Source organism: Luteibacter sp. P4_D7_3, assembly GCF_056401735.1.
The window spans coordinates 1-18,393 of record NZ_JBFUIT010000022.1 but is presented as its reverse complement, the minus strand read 5'-3'; the positions used below and the strand labels follow the sequence as shown (position 1 = coordinate 18,393).

The 18,393-nt window shown below is 63.1% G+C and carries 18 protein-coding genes and 1 pseudogene; 14 read left to right on the top strand and 5 right to left on the bottom strand.

Annotation, left to right across the window (positions count from 1 at the left end; genetic code table 11):
- Positions 1-7: 7 nt before the first annotated feature.
- From flhF to AC1DSN_RS04200, 12 genes are all read left to right on the top strand, one after another.
- Positions 8-1,357 (top strand): flagellar biosynthesis GTPase FlhF, encoded by a 1,350-nt coding sequence (flhF, locus tag AC1DSN_RS04255; protein WP_213948733.1) that lies wholly within the window; start codon positions 8-10, stop codon positions 1,355-1,357.
- Positions 1,358-1,419: 62 nt separating this feature from the next.
- Complete coding sequence (locus tag AC1DSN_RS04250; protein WP_477329699.1) at positions 1,420-2,295, top strand: MinD/ParA family protein; 876 nt, start codon at positions 1,420-1,422, stop codon at positions 2,293-2,295.
- Positions 2,292-3,023 (top strand): RNA polymerase sigma factor FliA, encoded by a 732-nt coding sequence (locus tag AC1DSN_RS04245; protein ID WP_477329697.1) that lies wholly within the window; start codon positions 2,292-2,294, stop codon positions 3,021-3,023. Before AC1DSN_RS04250 ends, AC1DSN_RS04245 begins: the two co-directional genes overlap by 4 nt.
- A 53-nt stretch (positions 3,024-3,076) precedes the next feature.
- Positions 3,077-3,478 carry a chemotaxis response regulator CheY gene (gene cheY / locus AC1DSN_RS04240; protein ID WP_063573199.1) on the top strand — a complete coding sequence of 134 codons (402 nt, stop codon included), beginning with the start codon at positions 3,077-3,079 and terminating at the stop codon, positions 3,476-3,478.
- A gap of 10 nt (positions 3,479-3,488) precedes the next feature.
- Positions 3,489-4,133, top strand: coding sequence for a protein phosphatase CheZ (locus tag AC1DSN_RS04235; protein WP_157504275.1), 645 nt, complete (start codon positions 3,489-3,491; stop codon positions 4,131-4,133).
- 7 nt (positions 4,134-4,140) lie between these two features.
- Positions 4,141-6,213, top strand: a complete 2,073-nt coding sequence (locus AC1DSN_RS04230) for a chemotaxis protein CheA (RefSeq protein WP_477329695.1) — start codon at positions 4,141-4,143, stop codon at positions 6,211-6,213.
- Position 6,214: 1 nt separating this feature from the next.
- Entirely contained in the window at positions 6,215-6,955 is a 741-nt protein-coding gene (locus AC1DSN_RS04225) for a flagellar motor protein (RefSeq protein ID WP_063573097.1), read from the top strand.
- Positions 6,952-7,920, top strand: coding sequence for a flagellar motor protein MotD (gene motD, locus AC1DSN_RS04220; protein ID WP_477297072.1), 969 nt, complete (start codon positions 6,952-6,954; stop codon positions 7,918-7,920). Before AC1DSN_RS04225 ends, motD begins: the two co-directional genes overlap by 4 nt.
- On the top strand, positions 7,920-8,708 hold the full coding sequence (locus AC1DSN_RS04215) for a ParA family protein (protein ID WP_477329693.1): 789 nt from the start codon (positions 7,920-7,922) through the stop codon (positions 8,706-8,708). Before motD ends, AC1DSN_RS04215 begins: the two co-directional genes overlap by 1 nt.
- Positions 8,708-9,277, top strand: a complete 570-nt coding sequence (locus AC1DSN_RS04210; RefSeq protein ID WP_477297075.1) for a chemotaxis protein CheW — start codon at positions 8,708-8,710, stop codon at positions 9,275-9,277. The genes AC1DSN_RS04215 and AC1DSN_RS04210 overlap by 1 nt, the downstream gene beginning before the upstream one ends.
- On the top strand, positions 9,274-9,723 hold the full coding sequence (locus AC1DSN_RS04205) for a chemotaxis protein CheW (RefSeq protein ID WP_477297076.1): 450 nt from the start codon (positions 9,274-9,276) through the stop codon (positions 9,721-9,723). Before AC1DSN_RS04210 ends, AC1DSN_RS04205 begins: the two co-directional genes overlap by 4 nt.
- Positions 9,724-9,796: 73 nt before the next feature.
- The gene (locus tag AC1DSN_RS04200; protein WP_477297078.1) at positions 9,797-10,240 is read left to right on the top strand and encodes a DUF2802 domain-containing protein; all 444 of its coding nucleotides are present in this window, start codon (positions 9,797-9,799) and stop codon (positions 10,238-10,240) included.
- A gap of 75 nt (positions 10,241-10,315) precedes the next feature.
- Here AC1DSN_RS04200 and AC1DSN_RS04195 read toward each other — a convergent pair whose 3' ends face one another.
- The 5 genes and pseudogenes from AC1DSN_RS04195 to AC1DSN_RS04175 all read right to left on the bottom strand — a co-directional run bounded on the left by AC1DSN_RS04195 (position 10,316) and on the right by AC1DSN_RS04175 (position 13,899).
- The gene (locus AC1DSN_RS04195; protein ID WP_477329691.1) at positions 10,316-11,182 is read right to left on the bottom strand and encodes a hypothetical protein; all 867 of its coding nucleotides are present in this window, start codon (positions 11,180-11,182) and stop codon (positions 10,316-10,318) included.
- On the bottom strand, positions 11,175-12,824 hold the full coding sequence (locus AC1DSN_RS04190; RefSeq protein WP_477329689.1) for an AAA family ATPase: 1,650 nt from the start codon (positions 12,822-12,824) through the stop codon (positions 11,175-11,177). The genes AC1DSN_RS04195 and AC1DSN_RS04190 overlap by 8 nt, the downstream gene beginning before the upstream one ends.
- Positions 12,825-12,973: 149 nt before the next feature.
- Positions 12,974-13,327 (bottom strand): annotated as a pseudogene (locus tag AC1DSN_RS04185) (integrase core domain-containing protein); the annotation flags it as partial.
- Positions 13,278-13,385: a hypothetical protein gene (locus tag AC1DSN_RS04180; RefSeq protein WP_477329705.1), complete on the bottom strand. Its 108-nt coding sequence runs from the start codon at positions 13,383-13,385 to the stop codon at positions 13,278-13,280. The gene AC1DSN_RS04180 and the pseudogene AC1DSN_RS04185, both read right to left, overlap by 50 nt.
- A gap of 277 nt (positions 13,386-13,662) precedes the next feature.
- Positions 13,663-13,899, bottom strand: coding sequence for a hypothetical protein (locus AC1DSN_RS04175; RefSeq protein ID WP_477329687.1), 237 nt, complete (start codon positions 13,897-13,899; stop codon positions 13,663-13,665).
- A gap of 748 nt (positions 13,900-14,647) precedes the next feature.
- On the opposite strand from AC1DSN_RS04175, the gene AC1DSN_RS04170 reads away from it, so the two are divergent.
- Together AC1DSN_RS04170 and AC1DSN_RS04165 are read left to right on the top strand one after the other, a co-directional pair.
- Positions 14,648-17,005 (top strand): hypothetical protein, encoded by a 2,358-nt coding sequence (locus tag AC1DSN_RS04170; protein WP_477329685.1) that lies wholly within the window; start codon positions 14,648-14,650, stop codon positions 17,003-17,005.
- The gene (locus tag AC1DSN_RS04165) at positions 17,002-18,330 is read left to right on the top strand and encodes a hypothetical protein (protein WP_477329683.1); all 1,329 of its coding nucleotides are present in this window, start codon (positions 17,002-17,004) and stop codon (positions 18,328-18,330) included. The genes AC1DSN_RS04170 and AC1DSN_RS04165 overlap by 4 nt, the downstream gene beginning before the upstream one ends.
- Positions 18,331-18,393 lie beyond the last annotated feature (63 nt).

The following is an 18,393-nucleotide window of genomic DNA, read 5'->3' as shown; positions in this document are numbered from 1 at the left end:
CTAACGCATGAAAATCAAACGATTCGTTGCTGCCGATATGCGCCAGGCCATGCGCCAGGTTCGGGATGAGCAGGGCCCGGACGCCGTGATCCTGTCCACGCGTCGGATGGACGACGGTATCGAGATCATCGCTGCGCTCGACTACGACGAAGCGCTGGTCCGCGAAGCGGGCTTCGCCTTCGAGCCGCCGACCGCGGAAGAGACCGCAGCGAAGCATGCCGCTGCGCTGGCGCCGATCCGCGCCACACGCGACAGCGACCGCGCCGCACGCATCGACCAGGCCCGCGCCGCCACGGCTGCTGCCGTCGAGCGCGCGACCAAGGTCGGCACGAACCCCAACGCGCCGCAGCGCCAGTCCAGCGCGGCCCTCGCCTCCAGCGTGGCCGACGTGGTTCGCGCCGCGACGGTAAGCCCGAACAGCGACTCCGCCGTGAATGGCGTGCGCGCCGAGATCAACAACCTGCGCGAGATGCTGGAAGTGCAGCTCTCCACGCTGGCCTGGAACCAGATGGACCGCGAGCAGCCGCTGCGCGCCCGCGTCCTTCGTGAGATGACCCGCCTGGGTATCGACGGCGACGTGGCACGCGCGCTGTGCGCCGAGTTGCCCGCCGACATGACCTCCGAGCAGGCTCGCTACCTGCCGCTGGGCATCCTCTCGCGCAACATCCGCACCAGCGGGCGTAATTTCGACACGGTCGGTGGCGGCATCACCGCGCTGGTCGGCACCACCGGCGTTGGCAAGACGACCACCATTGCCAAGCTTGCTGCCCGCGCCGTGCTTCGTCATGGCGCCTCCAATGTCGCCCTGATCAGCGCCGACCAGTACCGTATCGGTGCCGGTGCGCAGCTGGAGCACTACGGCCGCCTGCTCGGCGTGCGCGTGTATAACGCACACGACGCCGACAGCCTGCGCAACGTGCTCCTCCAGCTACGCAGCAAGCACACGGTCCTGGTCGACACCGCCGGCATGGCCGGTAACGATCCCAAGCTGCAGCAGCAGTTCGATACGCTGCGCGCTACCTCGAACCTCCGCGTCTGCCTGGTGCTCGCCGCCAATGCACAGGCCCAGGCGATCGACAACGCGATCCGCTCCTACGCGCCGCTGTCGCCGCAGACGGCCATCCTTACCAAGCTCGACGAGGCACCGCTGATCGGTGGCGCCCTGTCAGCACTCATTCGCCACGCTATGCCGCTGGACTACACCACCGACGGGCAGCGCGTGCCCGAAGACATCGCCTCCGCCGATGCGCGCAAGCTGGTCTGCCTGGCAGCCCAGTTGCTCAAGCAGCGCAACGAGGAGCCCGACGACGCCATACTTGCCGATCGATTCGGCATCGCGGCGCCCGCGCACGCCTGATCGGGGACCCGCAAAACGTGACTACCGCAACCGCACACTCTTTCACGGCAGTGAATTCCTTCATGACCACACACGTCGATAGCACCCAGGCCGCCGGCCTCAACTGGCTTGACGACCGTCGCCCCACGCGCAGCATCGCTATCGCTGGCGGCAAGGGCGGTGTCGGCAAGACCACCGTGGCGGTCAATCTCGGCATGGCACTGGCGATGGGCGGACGCGATGTCGTCCTGCTCGACGCCGACCTCGCCATGGCCAACATCGACGTGCTGCTGGGTCTTCAGCCGACGCGCCACCTCGGGCACATGCTCGAGGGCGAGTGCCGCATCGAGGACCTGATCCTCCAGGCGCCGCATGGCCTGAAGGTGATTCCGGCCACGTCCGGGGCGCGCCGCATGGCCCAGCTGCCGARCATCGAGCACGCTGCCGTGATCCGCGCGTTCGACGAATACCCGATCGCCCCCGAGTACCTGATCGTCGATACCGCCGCCGGCATCTCGGACAGCGTGTCCATGTTTGCCGCCGCTTCCGACGAGGTGGTGGTGGTGGTGTGCGACGAGCCGGCTTCACTCACCGACGCCTATGCCCTGATCAAGGTCATGAGCCGCGAGTTCGGCGTGAACCGCTTCCGCATCGTCGCCAACATGGTCCGCCACGCCCAGGAAGGCCGCCAGTTGTTCGAGAAGCTGTCCCGGGTGACCAACCGGTTCCTGGATGTTTCCTTGGATTTCATGGGGATGGTCCCGCACGACGAGTACCTGCGTCAGGCTATCCGCCGCCAGTCGGCCGTGGTCGACGTCTGGCCGAGCAGCCGATCTGCCGTCGGATTCAAGAATTTGGCCAGGTCGGTCGATACATGGGGTGAACCCGAACCCCGTGCTCAGGGTCGCATCGGCTTTTTTGCCGAGCGGTCTCATCTGGGAGGAGGGCTGCCACTGTGAGCGTTGCGACCGAATACCTTGAAGTCACGCGAATCCCGGCGGATCAACTGGTACGAACCCACGCGCCGCTGGTGCGCCGGATCGCCTATCACCTGATGGGTCGGCTGCCGCCAAGCGTGGATGCGAACGACCTCATGCAGGCCGGAATGATCGGACTGCTCGAGGCAGCAAGAAATTACTCGCCGACTCGCGCGGCCAGTTTCGAGACCTATGCGGGTATCCGCATACGTGGCGCGATGCTGGACGAACTGCGCAAGACGGACTGGACCCCGCGCTCCGTGCATCGAAAGTTGCGCGAAGTGGCTGAAGTAACGAGGCAGATCGAGAACGAAACGGGTGGGGATGCCGAAGACRCCGAGGTCATGAAGCGGCTTGGTATCGACGCCATGGAGTACAACCAGATTCTGGCCGACGCGGCGAGCGCGCGGTTGCTCAGCCTTACGGCGCCGGAAGGCGACGAAGGCGCGGCGATCGATGTCGCGGACCCCGACGCCGCGGGTCCGGAAGGGATCTTCGAGCAGGACGGCTTGCGCGATGCGCTGGCGCAGTCCATCGATGGCCTGCCCGAGCGCGAGAAGCTGGTGATGTCGCTGTACTACGATGAAGAGCTCAACCTGAAGGAAATCGGTGCGGTGCTGGGTGTGAGCGAATCGCGGGTGTGCCAGATCCATGGCCAGGCCCTGATCCGCCTCCGCGCACGCATGACGGGTTGGAAAGAAAAGCATTGACGGCATTACGGTGCCGTCGCCGGTAAGAACGCGCAGTCAGGCGGAGACGAGTTTTGGACAAGAACATGAAGATCCTCGTGGTGGACGATTTTTCCACCATGCGACGCATCGTCAGGAACCTCCTGGTCGAGCTGGGATTTACGAACACCCTCATCCAGGAGGCTGAAGACGGCAACGCGGCGCTCGTGATGCTGCGCGCCCAGCCCTTCGACCTGGTGGTGACCGACTGGAACATGCCCAACATGACGGGCATCGAGCTGCTTCGCGCTATCCGCGCGGATGCCGCGCTGAAGTCGATGCCGGTGCTGATGGTGACGGCCGAGAACAATCGCGACCAGATCATCGCCGCGGCGCAGAGTGGCGTGAACGGCTACGTGGTCAAGCCGTTCACGGCGGTCACGCTGAAGGAAAAGCTCGACAAGATCTTCGAACGACTCGCCGCGGCTGCGGGCTAAGGGAATGACAATGAACACCATGCTTACCGCCGGCCACGAGGTCGTTCCCGAGCTGCGCGAGTTGCTCGACGCCGATGACAGTGTTGCCTTCGAACAGGCGCTCGACCGCCTGCTGCGCAGCCGCGAACAACACCTGTTCCTGGCCCTGGGCCATCTCGCGCGCGATCTCCACGAGTCGGTCCGCCGCCTTGCCTCCGACATCTCCAGCGATGGCGTGCCGGGCAACATGAGCGATGCGCGCAAACACCTGCGCGACGTGCTCGAAATGAGCTCCCAGGCTGCCCACCGCACGCTCGACTTCAGCGACAAACTGCGTCCGCAGGCACAGGCGCTGGCCAAACAGGCCGACGAAGTGCTGGTCATGGACCACGCCGATCCGTCCTTCGCACCCAACGCCACGGCGCTTGCCGTACGCGTCGGCGATTTCGCGCAGAGCTGCGACATCGGCCTGGGCGAGATGGTCGAAGCGCAGTCCTGGCAGGATCTCTCGGGTCAGCGCGTCGCGCAGGTCGAGGCGTTCATGGCCAAGGTGGAATCGTCGCTGGTCGAACTGGTGCGCCTCACCGGTTCACTCGCGGGCGGCAGCCACGCACCGGCCGCGGACAAGGTCAGCCAGGACGAAGTGGATCGACTGCTCAGCGAATTCGGGTTCTGAGCGCCGTATGAGCGTGGAGCTGGACAACGAGCTGCTCAATGTCTTCCTGATCGAAGCACGCGAACTGCTCGAGAGCCTGGGCGAACAGCTCGTGGACCTCGAAGCCTCGCCGGGAGACGCCGAGCTACTGAACGCGGTCTTCCGCGCGTTCCATACCGTGAAGGGCGGTGCGGGCTTCCTTGGCCTCAATGCCATGGTGGAGCTGTGCCATCGCGCCGAGGACCTCCTCAACGAGGCCCGTAATGGCGCGGTGGTGTTGAACCCCGGTTTCATGGATGCGTTGCTCGAGTCGCTGGACCTCCTCAACGACATGATGCGTGCGGCCGACGCGGGAGTGCCCGCCGAGCCCGCACCACGCTCGGTACTCGATCGCCTGCTGATTCCGGGTCGCACCGGTTCCGCGCCGCCGGTGGCCTTGTCGCCGGCGACGACATCCGCTCCCGCGGTATCGGCACCGTCGTCGCCGCGTGCCTACGATCCGATCGAAGACGAATTCGAAGCGATGCTCGACGCCGCGCGCAACGATCGCGCACCGACCTCGGCGCCCTCGGGCACGATCAACGACGACGAGTTCGAGGCACTACTGGATTCGCTCTACGGCACCGGCGCCCCCGGCGCCGAAGCTGTCCCTGTGGGAGCCGCTTCAGCGGCGATACCAGCCGCGGCGACGCCCGTCGCGCCGGCCGCCGACCCCAACGCCATCAGCGACGACGAATTCGAAGCCCTGCTGGACAGCCTCCACGGCACAGCGGTACCGGGTGCGATTTCTGTAGGAGCCGATTCATCGGCGATCCCAGGCGCCGCGACACCGCCCGTCGCCACCGCGCCCATCGTCGAAACAAAAATCTCCAAACCGGCTCCGGCAGCAAAAACCGCCGCCGCGACCGAAAAACGCACCTCCTCAACCGCCGACACCACGGTTCGCGTCGACACCTTCCGCCTCGACAGCCTCGTCGATGCCGCAGGCGAGCTGGTTCTGGTTCGCAACCGCCTCACCAATCTCGCCCCGCGCGGCACCAACGATCCGATGGAACGTGCCATCGGCGAACTCGAGCGCGTCGCCGAAGACCTGCAGAACGCCGTGTTACGCATGCGCATGCAGCCGGTGGGCAAGCTGTTCTCGCGTTTCCCACGGATCATCCGCGATCTCGCACGCCAGCTCGGCAAAGACATCGAGCTGATCACCGAGGGCGAAGACACTGATATCGACCGCACCGTGGTCGAAGCACTCGCCGACCCGTTGGTGCACCTGCTACGCAACTCAGTCGATCATGGCATCGAGATGCCCGACGTGCGGGAGCGCGCCGGCAAGTCGCGCTCCGGTACCGTGCGGCTTTCCGCCGGTCAGTTCGGCGACCGCATCGTCATCACCGTGACCGACGACGGCAAGGGCATGGATCCCGAGATGCTGCGCCGGAAGGCCGTCGAGAAAGGCCTGATGGACGAAGAGCAGGCCGCACGTCTCGACGAGCGTGAGTGCTTCGACATCGTCTTCCGTCCCGGTTTCTCCACGGCCGCCGAAGTCTCCGACATCTCCGGTCGTGGCGTTGGCATGGACGTGGTCAAGACCAAGATCGTCGAACTCGGCGGCACGTTGTCGATCGACTCACGCGTTGGCCACGGCAGCACGGTGCGTCTCTCGGTGCCGCTCACGCTGGCGATCATGCGCGTGCTCATGGTCCGCGTCGGCAATCGTCTCCTGTCGCTGCCGCTGTCCAATGTCACCGAAGTGTTCGAACTCGTGCCGGGCCAGATCCAGGAACTGGATGGCCGCATCGTCGCCGCGCATCGCCAGCGCGCTCTTCCGCTTGCCGACCTCGGCAACTGGGCCGGGGCGGCGGGGAAGGGCGGTCACGTGGTGGTCGTGCAGATCGGCCACCAGACGCTCGGCTGCCTGGTCGACGAAGTGCTCGGCCGCGAAGACGTCATGGCCAAGCCGCTCGGTCCGTTCCTCAGGGACGTTCCCGGTGTCGCCGGCGCGACGATTACCGGCGATGGCCGCATCTCCCTCGTGCTTGACCTCGCCGGCCTCGCCGACGACGCTGGCCAGGTGCTGCCTTCACTAAGGATGGCTGTCTGACATGGATATCGTGAGCGTCGTCGGAACGATCCTGGCCTTCGTGGTCATCATCGTGGGTACCATCCTCAAGGGCTCGAGTCTCGACGCCCTGTGGAACCCGGCCGCGTTCGTCATCGTCTTCCTCGGCACCCTTGCCGCGCTTCTCGTGCAGACCCCCGGGCCTGTGCTCAAGCGCGCCTGGACCATGTTGCCCTGGGTGTATCGGCCGCCGGATATCGAGTCGGAGAACCTCGTCAGCCGCATCGTCGGCTGGAGCGAGATTTCCCGTCGCACCGGACTTCTTGGTCTCGAGCCGGCCATCGAGCGTGAATCCGACCCCTTCATCCGCAAGGGGCTTCAGCTGCTTGTGGACGGCACCGAGCCGGATGCCATGCGCTCCGTGCTCGAAGTGGAGGTGTACGCTCGCGAACACACCGATATCGAAGCCGCCAAGGTCTACGAGAACGCGGGTGCCTACTCGCCGACGATGGGCATCATCGGTGCCGTCATGGGGCTGATGTCGGTCATGCAGAACCTCGCCGACCCGAGCAAGCTCGGTCATGGCATCGCCGCGGCCTTCGTCGCGACGATCTACGGTATCGGCCTGGCCAACCTGCTCGCCTTGCCGATGGCGTCGCGCCTGAAAGGCCTCGCCCGCTTGCGCTCGCAGATGCGCGAGATCCTCGTCGAAGGCCTGGTCTCCATCGCCCAGGGCGACAACCCGCGGCATATCGAGAGCAAGCTTCAGGGGTTCCTGTCGTGAAGCGCCGCCACCACGAAGAACACATCAACCACGAGCGCTGGGCGATTCCCTACGGGGATCTGATCACGCTTCTGCTGGCGTTGTTCGTGGTGATGTACGCCGTGTCGGCGGTGAACGAGACCAAGTTCCGCGTCATGGCGCAGTCGATCAACGAAGCCTTCAACGGCACCGGTAAGGTCATCGAGCCGATCCGGGAGGCGACGCCTGCGGCGCAGGTGCCGCTGCCGAACCAGTCACGCGCACCTGTCGCCGCACCGATCGCCAAGATCGACGTGCCGATTCCGCCGCGCAACCTGCCGCTGCCCGGCCACGAAGGCGCCGCGCCGACGCGGCAGGAGTCGGCAAACATCAATACCACGACGGCGGCGAACACCACGGTCGGCAAGACCGAGGACGCCAGTCTCAGCCAGATTGCCGACGAAGTGCAGCGCGCGATGAAGCCGCTGATCGACAAGAACCTGGTCAGCGTGCGTCAGACCAAGGACTGGCTCGAAATCGAAGTCCGTACCGATATCCTCTTTCCCGTCGGCGTGGCCAAACTTCAGGGCACGGCCGAAGACGTGCTGCGCAAGCTCGCCGGCATTCTCGGCCCGTTCCCGAACGCCATGCGCATCGAGGGCTATACGGACAACACGCCCATCGCCACGGCCACGTTCCCGTCTAACTGGGAGTTGTCTGCGGCGCGCGCGGCCACGGTCGCTCGCCTGCTGACGACGAGCGGTGTCGATCCGCATCGCGTCGGCATCGTGGGCTGGGGCGAGTTCCGGCCGACCACCGATAACAGCTCCGACGAAGGTCGCAATCGCAATCGCCGCGTACTCATCGTCGTGATGAGCGATAAGGCCGAACCGGCGCGCTTTTACAGCGACGCTGACCGTCTGCCGGTTGTCGGCGCTGCCGGTGCTGCAGGTGCTGCGGCGACTCCGGCGACTCCGGCGACGTCCCCCATCGCGGGGAATCGCTGATGCTCGTCTGGGCGATCTCCAATCAGAAGGGCGGCGTCGGCAAGACCACCACCACCGTGGCGCTCGGCAGCCTGCTCGCCGCTTCCGGCAAGCGTACGTTGCTTATCGACATGGATCCGCATGCTTCGTTGTCCGGCTACATCGGCGTCGAGGGCGGCGCACACGGCAGCGTCTACGACCTGTTCGGCATCGGCGGTAATCCGCTTCCGCCGGGCACGCTCGTGCACGCCACGAAGTGGGATCACCTGAGTGTGCTTCCGGCATCGGCGGCAATGATCACGCTGGACCGCCAGCTCGGCACGCGTCCTGGCATGGGTCTGATCCTGTCCCAGGCGCTTGCCGAGCTCGCCAGTGGATTCGATCATGTGCTGCTCGACTGCCCGCCCACTCTCGGCGTGCTGATGGTCAACGCGCTTGCCGCGAGCGACAGGCTGCTCGTGCCGACACAGACCGAGGCACTCGCCCTGGCAGGTCTCGAGCGCATGCTGCGCAGCCTGTCCATGATCGAGCGCTCGCGTGGTCGCCCGCTGCCGCGGACCATTGTGCCGACGATGTTCGATTCGCGCACGCACGCTTCGCGCGCCTGTCTCGAGCAACTGCGCGAGACGTACGGCGAGAGCGTCAGCGAGGCCGTGATTCCTACCGATACCCAGATTCGCGAAGCGAGCGCGGCGGGCGTGCCCTTGGCATCCTGGCCGGCCGCACGCCGTGGCGGGTTGGCGTATCGCCAGCTACTCGACGAGCTGCTGGCCTTGCCGGCCACTTCCGTCGCGGAGGCAGCCGCGTGATGCGCGCCCTGCAGGACGCCGAGCAGATCGTCGCCGATTACCTGGCGGAACTACTGACGCCTGCGTTGCCGCCGGTCGCACCAGACGCCGAGGTCAAGATCGTTTCGATCGACCCCTGGCGCACCGTACCGATCGACGAGCCCGCGTCGCGTGCCGATAGCCGCTACTTGCTATGCCTCGCCGCAGGCGTGCGCCTCGCCGTGCCGATGGCCGATATCACCCATATGCTGCCGATGCCACCGCTGACGCCGCCGAACACGACGAATCCGATCTGCCTCGGACGCTGGCGCCATCCGAGCGGCGTCGCGCGCGTCGCCGACCTCGCCGCGATCCTCTCGCCGGACATGGCGGGCGCCCACTCGCCGACGCTGATCCTGCTCGGTGATCGCGCCTGGGCGCTGGCCTGCATCGTCGACGAAGAGCCGGTGGAACTCGATGCGGCAGCCATCCAGTGGCGCAAGGGTGCGACCACGCGGCCCTGGCTTGCCGGTATGTCCCAAGAACCCAAGTGCGGCGTGGTTTCAACCACGGCGCTTATCGAATGGCTGGAAAAGGAGCTGGGTCCGTGACTGACACCCTACGCGACGGGCGCGGCGCCTGGCTTGGATTCTCACTGAAGGGACAACGCTACGCGGTGTCGCTCGCCAGCGTGCGCGAAGTGATCCGCTGCGGCGACATCACACCCGTGCCGGGTGCCCCCGACGACGTCCTCGGCATCGTCAACCTGCGCGGCCAGATCGTCCCCGTGCTCGACGGCCGTCGGCGCTTCGGCCTCGAAGGCCGCATCGACGTCACGGAAGAAGATGCCCAGCGCGTCATCGTCTTCGATGACGCCGGCAGCATCGTCGGCATGCGTATCGACGTGATCGGCGACATGCTCGAGTTCAATCCCGCCGACGTCGCCCCGCCGCCGCCCGGCCGCGCCACCCGCCGCGACGACCCCGTCAGCGGCGTCATCACCCGCGACGACGGCTTCATCGCCCTCATCGACATCCCCCGCCTCTGCCGCGCCTGACACCGCAAAACATCGCGCTTCAGCCGACGCTCGCTTTGCGTTACCGTGTCCCGGCATTCAAGGGAATCACCACATGAACCCCGTCATCGGATACGTGCTGATCGCACTGGCCGTCCTCAACCTGGTCGGCCTCCTGCTGCTTTTCCGCCGCTTCGGCACGGCGCCGTTGGCGTCGCCAGCTGCGACCCCGCCGACCCCGGCCACGCTCGCCGCAAGCGCTGCATCGGCTTATGAAGACATCCGTGACATCCGCGAAGAGCCCACGCCGGCCGTTCCACCCGACGCACTAGCCGCGATGCTCCGCCGTCTCGAGAACCGCCTCGGCGATATCGAAGACCAGGTACGCCGGAATCCTGCCGTGACCGTGGCGGGCGAGCCGGGTGCGGCAACCGATCGGGCGCTTGCGCTTGCCCAGCGCCTCGCGCGCCAGGGGGCCTCGGCGAAGGATATTTCCGAGACGTGTGGGATTTCGTTGACTGAGGCGGAGTTGCTGCAGAGGTTGCACGCGCCTCGCTGATTCATTGGATCGAGCGGACTCTAGGGGCGAGGGATATTTGGGCGGCGTTGGGGCTGAAGTGAAATTCCTTCGGCGTTACAAAATGGGGTCGCCGGGACCGCGGCCAGGCCGATGCATCTGGTGAAAAAGCCACGTGGCTACCTCCTGATTCATGAGCCCCGACACGAAAATAGAGTTCCAGTTGTTCTTGCTTCGATGCGAGTCGTCAAGAATGTCAAGTTCCTCTTCTAATATGCTGAGGAAATCCTGAAGGCTCGCTGGATCGTCCTTAAGCGCCCTAATGACCAGGGTCGGTTTTCGACAAAGGTCGATCCACTTGTCGCGGAGGAAGGAGGTTACGGCAGTCTTGGCGACTATGGAGCGGATATGAAATGCGATAGCCGCGCGGTCAGGGTGAGCAGCACCTACGCACAGCCGCAACCCCACTCTTGGAACGGGTCCTAGGTCTTCGAATTCCGCTTCAATCAAGCGTTCGGAGAGGCAATCGTCGTAGTACGGGTGCAGGATGCGCTCGCCTGGATGTTGGCCGATTAGAATTTCACTTCGCTTGCTGTTGCATTTGCAGGCAGGTACAAGGTTTGGAGTGAAGACTGCGAAGGCGCCAAATTTCTTCCGGGGCAGGAGGTGGTCGAGCGTGCCGCGGTGAAGAGAGCCGCACATGGGGCACGTGAGATGCTCCGTCGACGCTCTAAGTTCAGAAATGTGCTTTAGTGCATTTGGCGGCGAATCGTAGTGATCGCTCAGATTCTCAGAAAGGATTTTTGTTACTTTCACCGGCTGTACGACGAATACGTTTCCGCATGCGTTTCTATAGTCGGCGTAGCCGCTAAGAATGTTCGCACTGGCTCGTTTTAACCGAGGGTAGCTTTTGACCTTCTTGGTGACGGCAAGTTCCTTTAGGGCAAGGTCATCGTCATACATAGGAAGCGGTATCTTATTCACCCGTTCGTCCCTCCATCGCTTCTCTCAGGTCACCAAGAAGTTCCAGCGAAAGCTCATCCTTATACTCGGCGTAGAGCGCCTCCCAAGTACTGAATCGGGTTCGTAAGCGATCTTCGACCGACTTCGCCAAGCGCGAGGGTTCATCCTCCCCAAATACAAAATAGGAAATGGCTCCTACGTCGGCCCCGAACGTTCGTAACGCTGGGCGCTCGACACTGACGTCGCCATGCGGACTGGTCCGAAGTACCGTCACTTGATCTCGAAATACTTCTCTAACGAAATAAGCAGAATGTGTCGCGATTATCGCAGCCGATCCTGTCTGTTCAAGCAGGCTATCTAGCAGCGCGACAAATTGACTGATGAAATTGGGGTGCAAATGAGTCTCGGGCTCGTCTAACAAGAGAAGCGAACCGTTCTCTATATGCAAGCTCGCTTGAGTGGCAAAGCGGAGAAACGAAATTTCTCCGCTGCTGAGCGGGTACGCCTGACCGTCGATCACACGAACGGGCTCTGCGCGCGGGTCGATAGCAGCGAAGCTTTCGAGAGCGCTTTCCTCTCCGCCATCAGCGATGGTGGTCAGTTGGAGGAACCTATGGGGGCCGCGTCTGGTAGGTAAACACAGTTGTTCGGGTTGATCGATCGCGCGGATCGACGATAGCAAAATTCTCCATCTTGAGGAGCTGCCGAGTCTCTCTTTGGATCGAACCACTTGAAGTACCTGATCTGACACGCTAACGCCGCGACGGACCGTTCCGGTGCGATTGAGTGTGAATCGTCGATACCATATGCGCGGACGCTTACGCGTGTCCGAAGGAAAGACAGAGCGGGCTTCATTAGTGGGCGCAAATGCAAGGATGCGATTTACAAGAAGTCGACCTTCTGTGCTCCCGTCGCGAAGCGAATCGTTACCATCCAGCGCGGAATGAACTATGCGCCCTAGCGTCTGGCTCTTTCCGACGCCATTCTTGCCGATAATTATCGCGATGCGTTTAGGAAGTGCGGCATTATGATCGAAGTGAAAGGTCAGGTCGTGCGGATTCTGTCGGCCAGGTAGCTGAAAAGTGATGGATATCGACTTGGATAATTTGCGAAATTCCTCGTTCTGAAGGCCTCGGAGTATCGATCCGGCATTCTTATATGCGAAGAAGGAGTCGGTGCTTCTTACAAAGGACTTGAGAAACACATCTGTAGMTGTCGCTGCTGTAGTCCAGTTCACGCCTGCCGATTTAAACTCGGTTAACGCAACAAGATCTTTCATTGACTTCAATACTGTTACCGCGCCGTCCAAGCCAAGATCCTCTACTATTTTTCTGTAAGCATCCATACGCGGAAGCATTGTAAAAAAATGGTGGATGTTGCTCGCGGGGACTGTGAGGCCGTGCGCATCTTGCAGTAGTTTCTCGACCGCTCTGGCTCCATTGGTCTCGCTCCCGGGGGAATCTAGAAAGCCCAGGAACCCTGTCGTTGCGTGAACAGACTCAGGATCCGTTAGGCGGACCCTTATATCCATCTTGGTTTTATATCCAAAGTCGTTCCATTGGTCAGCGCTTGGCACCAGTAGCACAGAGTCTGGAGGAAGATCTTCCGCTAGCGCCACGTGTGGGCCAAAGAAAATCTGAATTTTGCGAGGTTCCTTCTCCATGGCTTTCCTGTTCGAGTTAGTTGTGGTCATTTCGACGGCACCCCGCATTCGGCGGGGGTCTATCCTTGAGGTCGGGACTACTGTCACCCACGCCCAATTCCTTGGCCTTTAGCTGGTAGCGATTCCGACCTATTTTGGCGCCTGCGAACTCACCGATCCCCGCATTCGCGAGCGAATTCGGCAGGGGGTTTCCATGCCGATGCAGTCTGGGGTCGGTCCTCGTTATATAACGTCCGCCACTCGCTGATTTTGCTCCGAGCATTTGCTAACGACAAGAACCAATGCTCGTCCAGGCATTCCTGCCGCAGGCGACCGTTGAAGCTCTCAAGCACGGCATTGTCGGCGGGCGTACCTTGGCGCGACAAGTCCAGTTCCACCCCGGTTTCGTATGCCTATCGGTCCATTGCCTTCTCTGCGAACTCACTGCCGTTGTCAACTTTGATTGCCGCCGGATTACCGCGATGAGCGACTAGGCGTGACATCGCTTCGGCCACGTGTTCGCCAAAGGTAACGCGAGGTCGCGTATACCCCGCATTTGCGGCAAAGCTTGTTGACGGTCACGCCGGCATTGGCCGTACGCAGCAAGCTAATGATCTGTTCGCCGATGGACGCTTATTCAAGCCCAGCATCTTTCTGTCGAAGCTGGTCTACGACTCACATGTGGGAGCGCCGTGGTTTGGTGCTGGCTGGTGTCGCACTGACGGAGCTTCAGGTGCTCACTGTTGCGAACAGCTTTAAACTCACAGAGGTATTTGATCACCCAGCTCCCTTTGCGGGGTGGGCCGGCTGGTCAGGTCCTCCTGTTCAGGAACATCGAGCTCGTTGGTTTAATGCCTGCTCAGACATCGCGCTGCCTATCCCACGGCATTCGCGCATGCGCATGCGTCGCACATTGCAGTCCCATGCGCGTGAGCGCACTGATGGCATCGAGACCCATTGCCATGCGTCGACAATCGACCGTGTCGGACTCATGTACGAGCTCTGCCAATAACTCAGTGACGCCGCGCGCGTACTGAAGCCATTCTGTCGCTTCATTAAGTAAGCCGTGGGCGGTCGCCTCACTGCTGATTTCCATGTTGCATCCGGGATGAACRTGGTCGACCGTGGTCGTTTCCATAGCTTGCTCCATACGAATAACCTCACGATCGACAAGTTGCGGCACGACGCACAGGGCGACGTGCCGCGGATCATGCGGACTCGCGGGTTCATCGACGGCCCGTGTCCGGGCGCCGGGTGGCGTGATTGACGAAGAGATTCGCGGCGACGCGATCTGCCGGCCCGCGTGGCTCGGGGCCTCGTGGGAACGGACAATAACCTGATACGGAGCGGCGTCGCCGCGTTTCGTCAACCGGTACTGCGACGGATGCAGAAGTCCCGGTAACCGATGGGGATGCCGCCTGGGGGGTTCGGCGGGCGAGCGACTGCCGTATGATCGATGTCAATCACGATTGACTCCTGCTTAGTTGATTGTGGCCAGCGGTTCGGGGGTGTTCTCAGCACCCTCGGGCCGCGCTTCTCACCGCATCGAGCGATGGTTGTCTGTGACGCATGCATAGGCGAATGCACAGACAACGAGGCGACCGTAGCAAAACAATGTTGAGTTGTCTGTAGGTGCTCGCAGCAATTGACGTGAGGTGCTGGATTTTTCCGAAAGTCCTCACCTTGTTGCTTTCGTCGCGGCAGCTTTCCATGTAGCTAAATGCCTTGTTTTGCGGGCCGGAATCATCATCGCGCCGAATGATTCGACCGACCGTGGCAGCATCCGCGTTTTGGATGCAGCGGGAATGGGCATGATGCCTCGGTCATGGCGGTGGGGAGCGGGCTTGGGAGGTGTCGGTGCACTGGCGATCGCACCGTATCTGGCTGGCGCATGCATCCTCATGACGTTAGGCCTGCCCTTCAAGCAGCTGAGCTACGGCGTGGCGTATGCGTATTGGCAGGCACTCGATCTGCCGGCCTTCGCGCCATTCGCCACGCGCATCCGCTGGGCGGGTGGTATCGGTTTCATGCTTGCGCCACTCACTTGGGTGGTCTGTCTGATCGTTGCCTCGCGGCATGGTCGTGCACTGGCACCGTTGCACCGCGTCCCCGTTTTCCTTCAGCCTGCGGAAGTGCCGCGTGACGGCACCTGGATGCGGTCTCATCAGCCCATCCTCACCGCTTACGGATTTCGTCGCCTGCGTCTGCCAGCGGGCGAGTCCCTCTTGCTCGCCGCGCAGGATTATCCCGCGACGCATGGCGTCCTCAAGCGTGCCTTACGCGAGGTTCGGGGACCGGTGCTGGTCATCGACCTGGACGGCGCGATGTATCAGGCGACGTCCGGCTGGCGCGCGTCGAGGGGCGAGGTCGTTCGCCTCGCACCGTTCGGTGGCGGTGCACCCTGGAATCCGTTGGCCGACAGCTGGACGCGCGATGGGCTTCGCCACGATGCCCTCGATGCGTTGGCGGCGTGCTGGTACCCCGAACGGCATCGCGAGGATCGCGTCCTCGTCAGTCACGTGCGAGCCGTGTTCCGTGGCCTGATCGCCGCTGTGGACGAGGTGTTGCGTGCGGCGGGCGAGCGCGTGCCACCGGCACCGGGCGACCTCTGGCGACTGCTTGCGCTGAGCCATGGCCGCCTCGATCGCGATGTTCTTTCGGAACTCGCGAAGCAGTCCATGCTGAGCATGGCGACCCGCGATGCACTGCGCGCGTGTGTGGCACTCGACGACGACACCCTGGCGCGGGCGTCGGAGCGCCTGCGTGGATCGTTGAACGTTTTCGCTTACACACACATCGACGCGGGAACGCGTGGCACCGGGTTGTCACTGACCTCGCCAGCGCAGGCGACGGTGTATCTGCATGTTCCGTACGCCAGCCGGCACGATGCGATACCGATCATCGAGGCCCTGGTGGCGCAGTGGCGTGAGCGGGTGCCGCACGAGGATGCACTGGTCGTGGTCCACGGACTGGATCTGCTGCCTGCATTGCCCTTCCTTCAGTCCACCGATGAGCGCCTTCGTTGTATAGCCTCGGTGCGCAGTGTCGCCGCGCTCTTCGAGTCCTACGGCCACGCGGAACGGGCGCTGATGCGCCGCTTCGGTGTCATCGCCATGCATGCGCCGCGCGAACGGGTCCATGCGGAACGCGAAGCGGCGGCGTTGACGCGTCACGTGGCCTATCGCCATGCGAACGCTCAGACGACCTACGCCAAGGCATTACGCACCGAGCAACTGTTGACGCTGCGTCGCGGCGAGCAAGTCGTCTTCGCGCCCTTGTTATCCCATCCCCTGCGTTGCCGAGTCGTCGGTACACGCCGCCGTGCGCCCGCACCACCCTTCGCTATCCAAGGAGAGCCCATGCCGTTCCCCAAGCCGCTAGCGGCCTTGCTGACCGCACTCATCGCCGGCTGCTCGGCGCCGGCACAGAAAGTCGTGGCCGAATCACTGCCATCTCCCTGCGGTCCCATGCCGAGGTACGACGACCCCGAAGGGATAACAGAGGTCGGGGTCGGTCCTCGTCGGTTTTGCCTGCCGGAACGGCTTTTCAATGGGACCCACATACCGTGGGGTCACGGCACTGAGGTTGACTTCGTCCTCGACTGGCCCTCGCTGGAGCCCTTACCCGCTGGTTTCGACATGTACAAGGACAACAGCCGCTTCCTGGCAGCCCTGTCTGTCGGTATGAGCTACCCCGACCGATTGACGGACGAGGAGTTTCGCGTCTTGCCCCGCCGATGGATCGAGCCATTCGATCCCACCGACCCCGAGCAGCTCGCCAATCCCGGTTCGAACCTCCGCCTGCGGATCAAGGGTGAGCCGGTCCACGGACTGACGCCGTATTACACCGATTTCGCCGCACTCCAGCGCTACTACAAGAGGAAGTATGGCCCGGACACGCGGGCAGCTGACCCCGATGGCAGGGTGAGCGACGACTGGTTCATCGACATGGGCCCGGACGGCATTCCGCGCACGGTTCTGAAGTGTTCACCGCAAGCCATTCCGAACGGAGTTCGCATCGAGGGCGATCGCATGGTCGAACTTCGCGATGTCTTCCGGCGCGCTACCTGCGATCACAACTTTGTCATTCCCGAATACCGGGTCAGGGTACACCTGCACTACCAGCGGATAGTTATGCCGGACTGGCAACGGATCGAAACACGCATCCGCACCCTGTTYCGTGAGGGGGAGGTTAATCGATGAAGGCGCGCAACGGATTGACCAAGAAAGACCTGGAAATCCTCGGCCACTACGTAGATACACGAAATCGCGAGCTCTACTGGAACTACCTCGCCGAGCTACCTGGCAACGACGGCTACGGCTTGCTTGCTCTGGGCGTGGTTCGCCACGACAACATGCCCGGTGCCACGGCGAACCTCTATGCGCAGAATTACGCCCGCGAGCACAATGGCAAGGTGCTTAGCGAGCGCGAATGGGACAACTTCGGTGTCGATTTGATTCGCCGTGACCTGGCTTACCGCGACGCTCATATGACGGATGGGCGCGCGGACCGTGCGCTGAATCTGCCCGCGCTCGATATCCGGAAAGCGCACGACGCGTCGTTCGACAACATCGGTGTCGACGCTGACGCCTGGACGCCACGCAAGCTGATCGAGGCCGCACGTCACGCCGGCGAGGCGGAGGCCGCCCTGCGGATCGGCCTTGCCAAGGCGCGCGGTGAGGTAGTGGACGAGCAGGCCATGAAGCACGACATCGTCGATAGCCACGTCGAAAAAGTCTGGTCGAGCATGCTCAACAACGACGCCCTCGGCCTGGAGCGCGGCAAGGACACCTTGATCAACCTGGCAACGGCAGAGGCTATGCCCGTGGCCGAGCGTGCCACCTATGTGCGAGACATGGCGGCCGCCTACCTCCAGGCCCACGGCGAACGCTCACACACCAGCTCGAGCATCATCGGCCGCACGGACCACTACTACGCCCGCGACCGCACGGGCGAATGGGCCGAAATGCATCACGCGCAAGCACCCAACGGCATACGGCTGGACATGATGGACGACGTGAACGACCCGGCCATCCGGCGGCGCCTGGAAAACACCTACCAGCTTCGCCAGGAACGTGCCGCGGCACGCGAGGCGATGCACCCGGACGATCCGGGTCGGCATATGAGCTCGCCGCATCCGCTGGCGACGACGCATCCACGAGCTACCGTGCCCAAGCCGGGCGACGACCCGATCTACGCCGCCATTCGCAATCAGCTGTCCAATGAGGTCTCCGACGACAAGGCCGCCGAAGCAGCCTTGCAGGCGCGGCGGCTCGGCATTCATCACCCGAATCAGCTTGGCGATGTCGATCTCCAAGAGCGGCGCATCGTCAGCGCAGGGATGCATGGAGGGCCCTCGATCGACCTATCGATAGACACCGCCGCACCGCCTAAGGAAGAAAGCCTTGCCCAGGCCACGCAACTCGACCAGCAAGCGGTGGCGATGCGACAGCAGCAGGACATGGAGATGCAAATGCAGATGCAGCAGGTAGCTATGCAGCAGTCGGCGGCTGCTATGAGTCTTTAGAGGGAGGGCGAGGTGGGCTGGCTTTCGCCGATGAATCAGCTCCTACAACGAGCATGATGGGTG

Excerpts from the sequence above, each read along its gene's own strand:
- AC1DSN_RS04165 (WP_477329683.1), top strand. The coding sequence starts at position 17,002 with ATGAAGGCGCGCAACGGATTGACCAAGAAAGACCTGGAAATCCTCGGC.
- flhF (WP_213948733.1), top strand. The coding sequence starts at position 8 with ATGAAAATCAAACGATTCGTTGCTGCCGATATGCGCCAGGCCATGCGC.
- AC1DSN_RS04230 (WP_477329695.1), top strand. The coding sequence starts at position 4,141 with ATGAGCGTGGAGCTGGACAACGAGCTGCTCAATGTCTTCCTGATCGAA.
- AC1DSN_RS04210 (WP_477297075.1), top strand. The coding sequence starts at position 8,708 with ATGCGCGCCCTGCAGGACGCCGAGCAGATCGTCGCCGATTACCTGGCG.
- AC1DSN_RS04235 (WP_157504275.1), top strand. The coding sequence starts at position 3,489 with ATGAACACCATGCTTACCGCCGGCCACGAGGTCGTTCCCGAGCTGCGC.
- AC1DSN_RS04200 (WP_477297078.1), top strand. The coding sequence starts at position 9,797 with ATGAACCCCGTCATCGGATACGTGCTGATCGCACTGGCCGTCCTCAAC.
- AC1DSN_RS04175 (WP_477329687.1), bottom strand. The coding sequence starts at position 13,899 with ATGGAAATCAGCAGTGAGGCGACCGCCCACGGCTTACTTAATGAAGCG.
- AC1DSN_RS04225 (WP_063573097.1), top strand. The coding sequence starts at position 6,215 with ATGGATATCGTGAGCGTCGTCGGAACGATCCTGGCCTTCGTGGTCATC.
- AC1DSN_RS04215 (WP_477329693.1), top strand. The coding sequence starts at position 7,920 with ATGCTCGTCTGGGCGATCTCCAATCAGAAGGGCGGCGTCGGCAAGACC.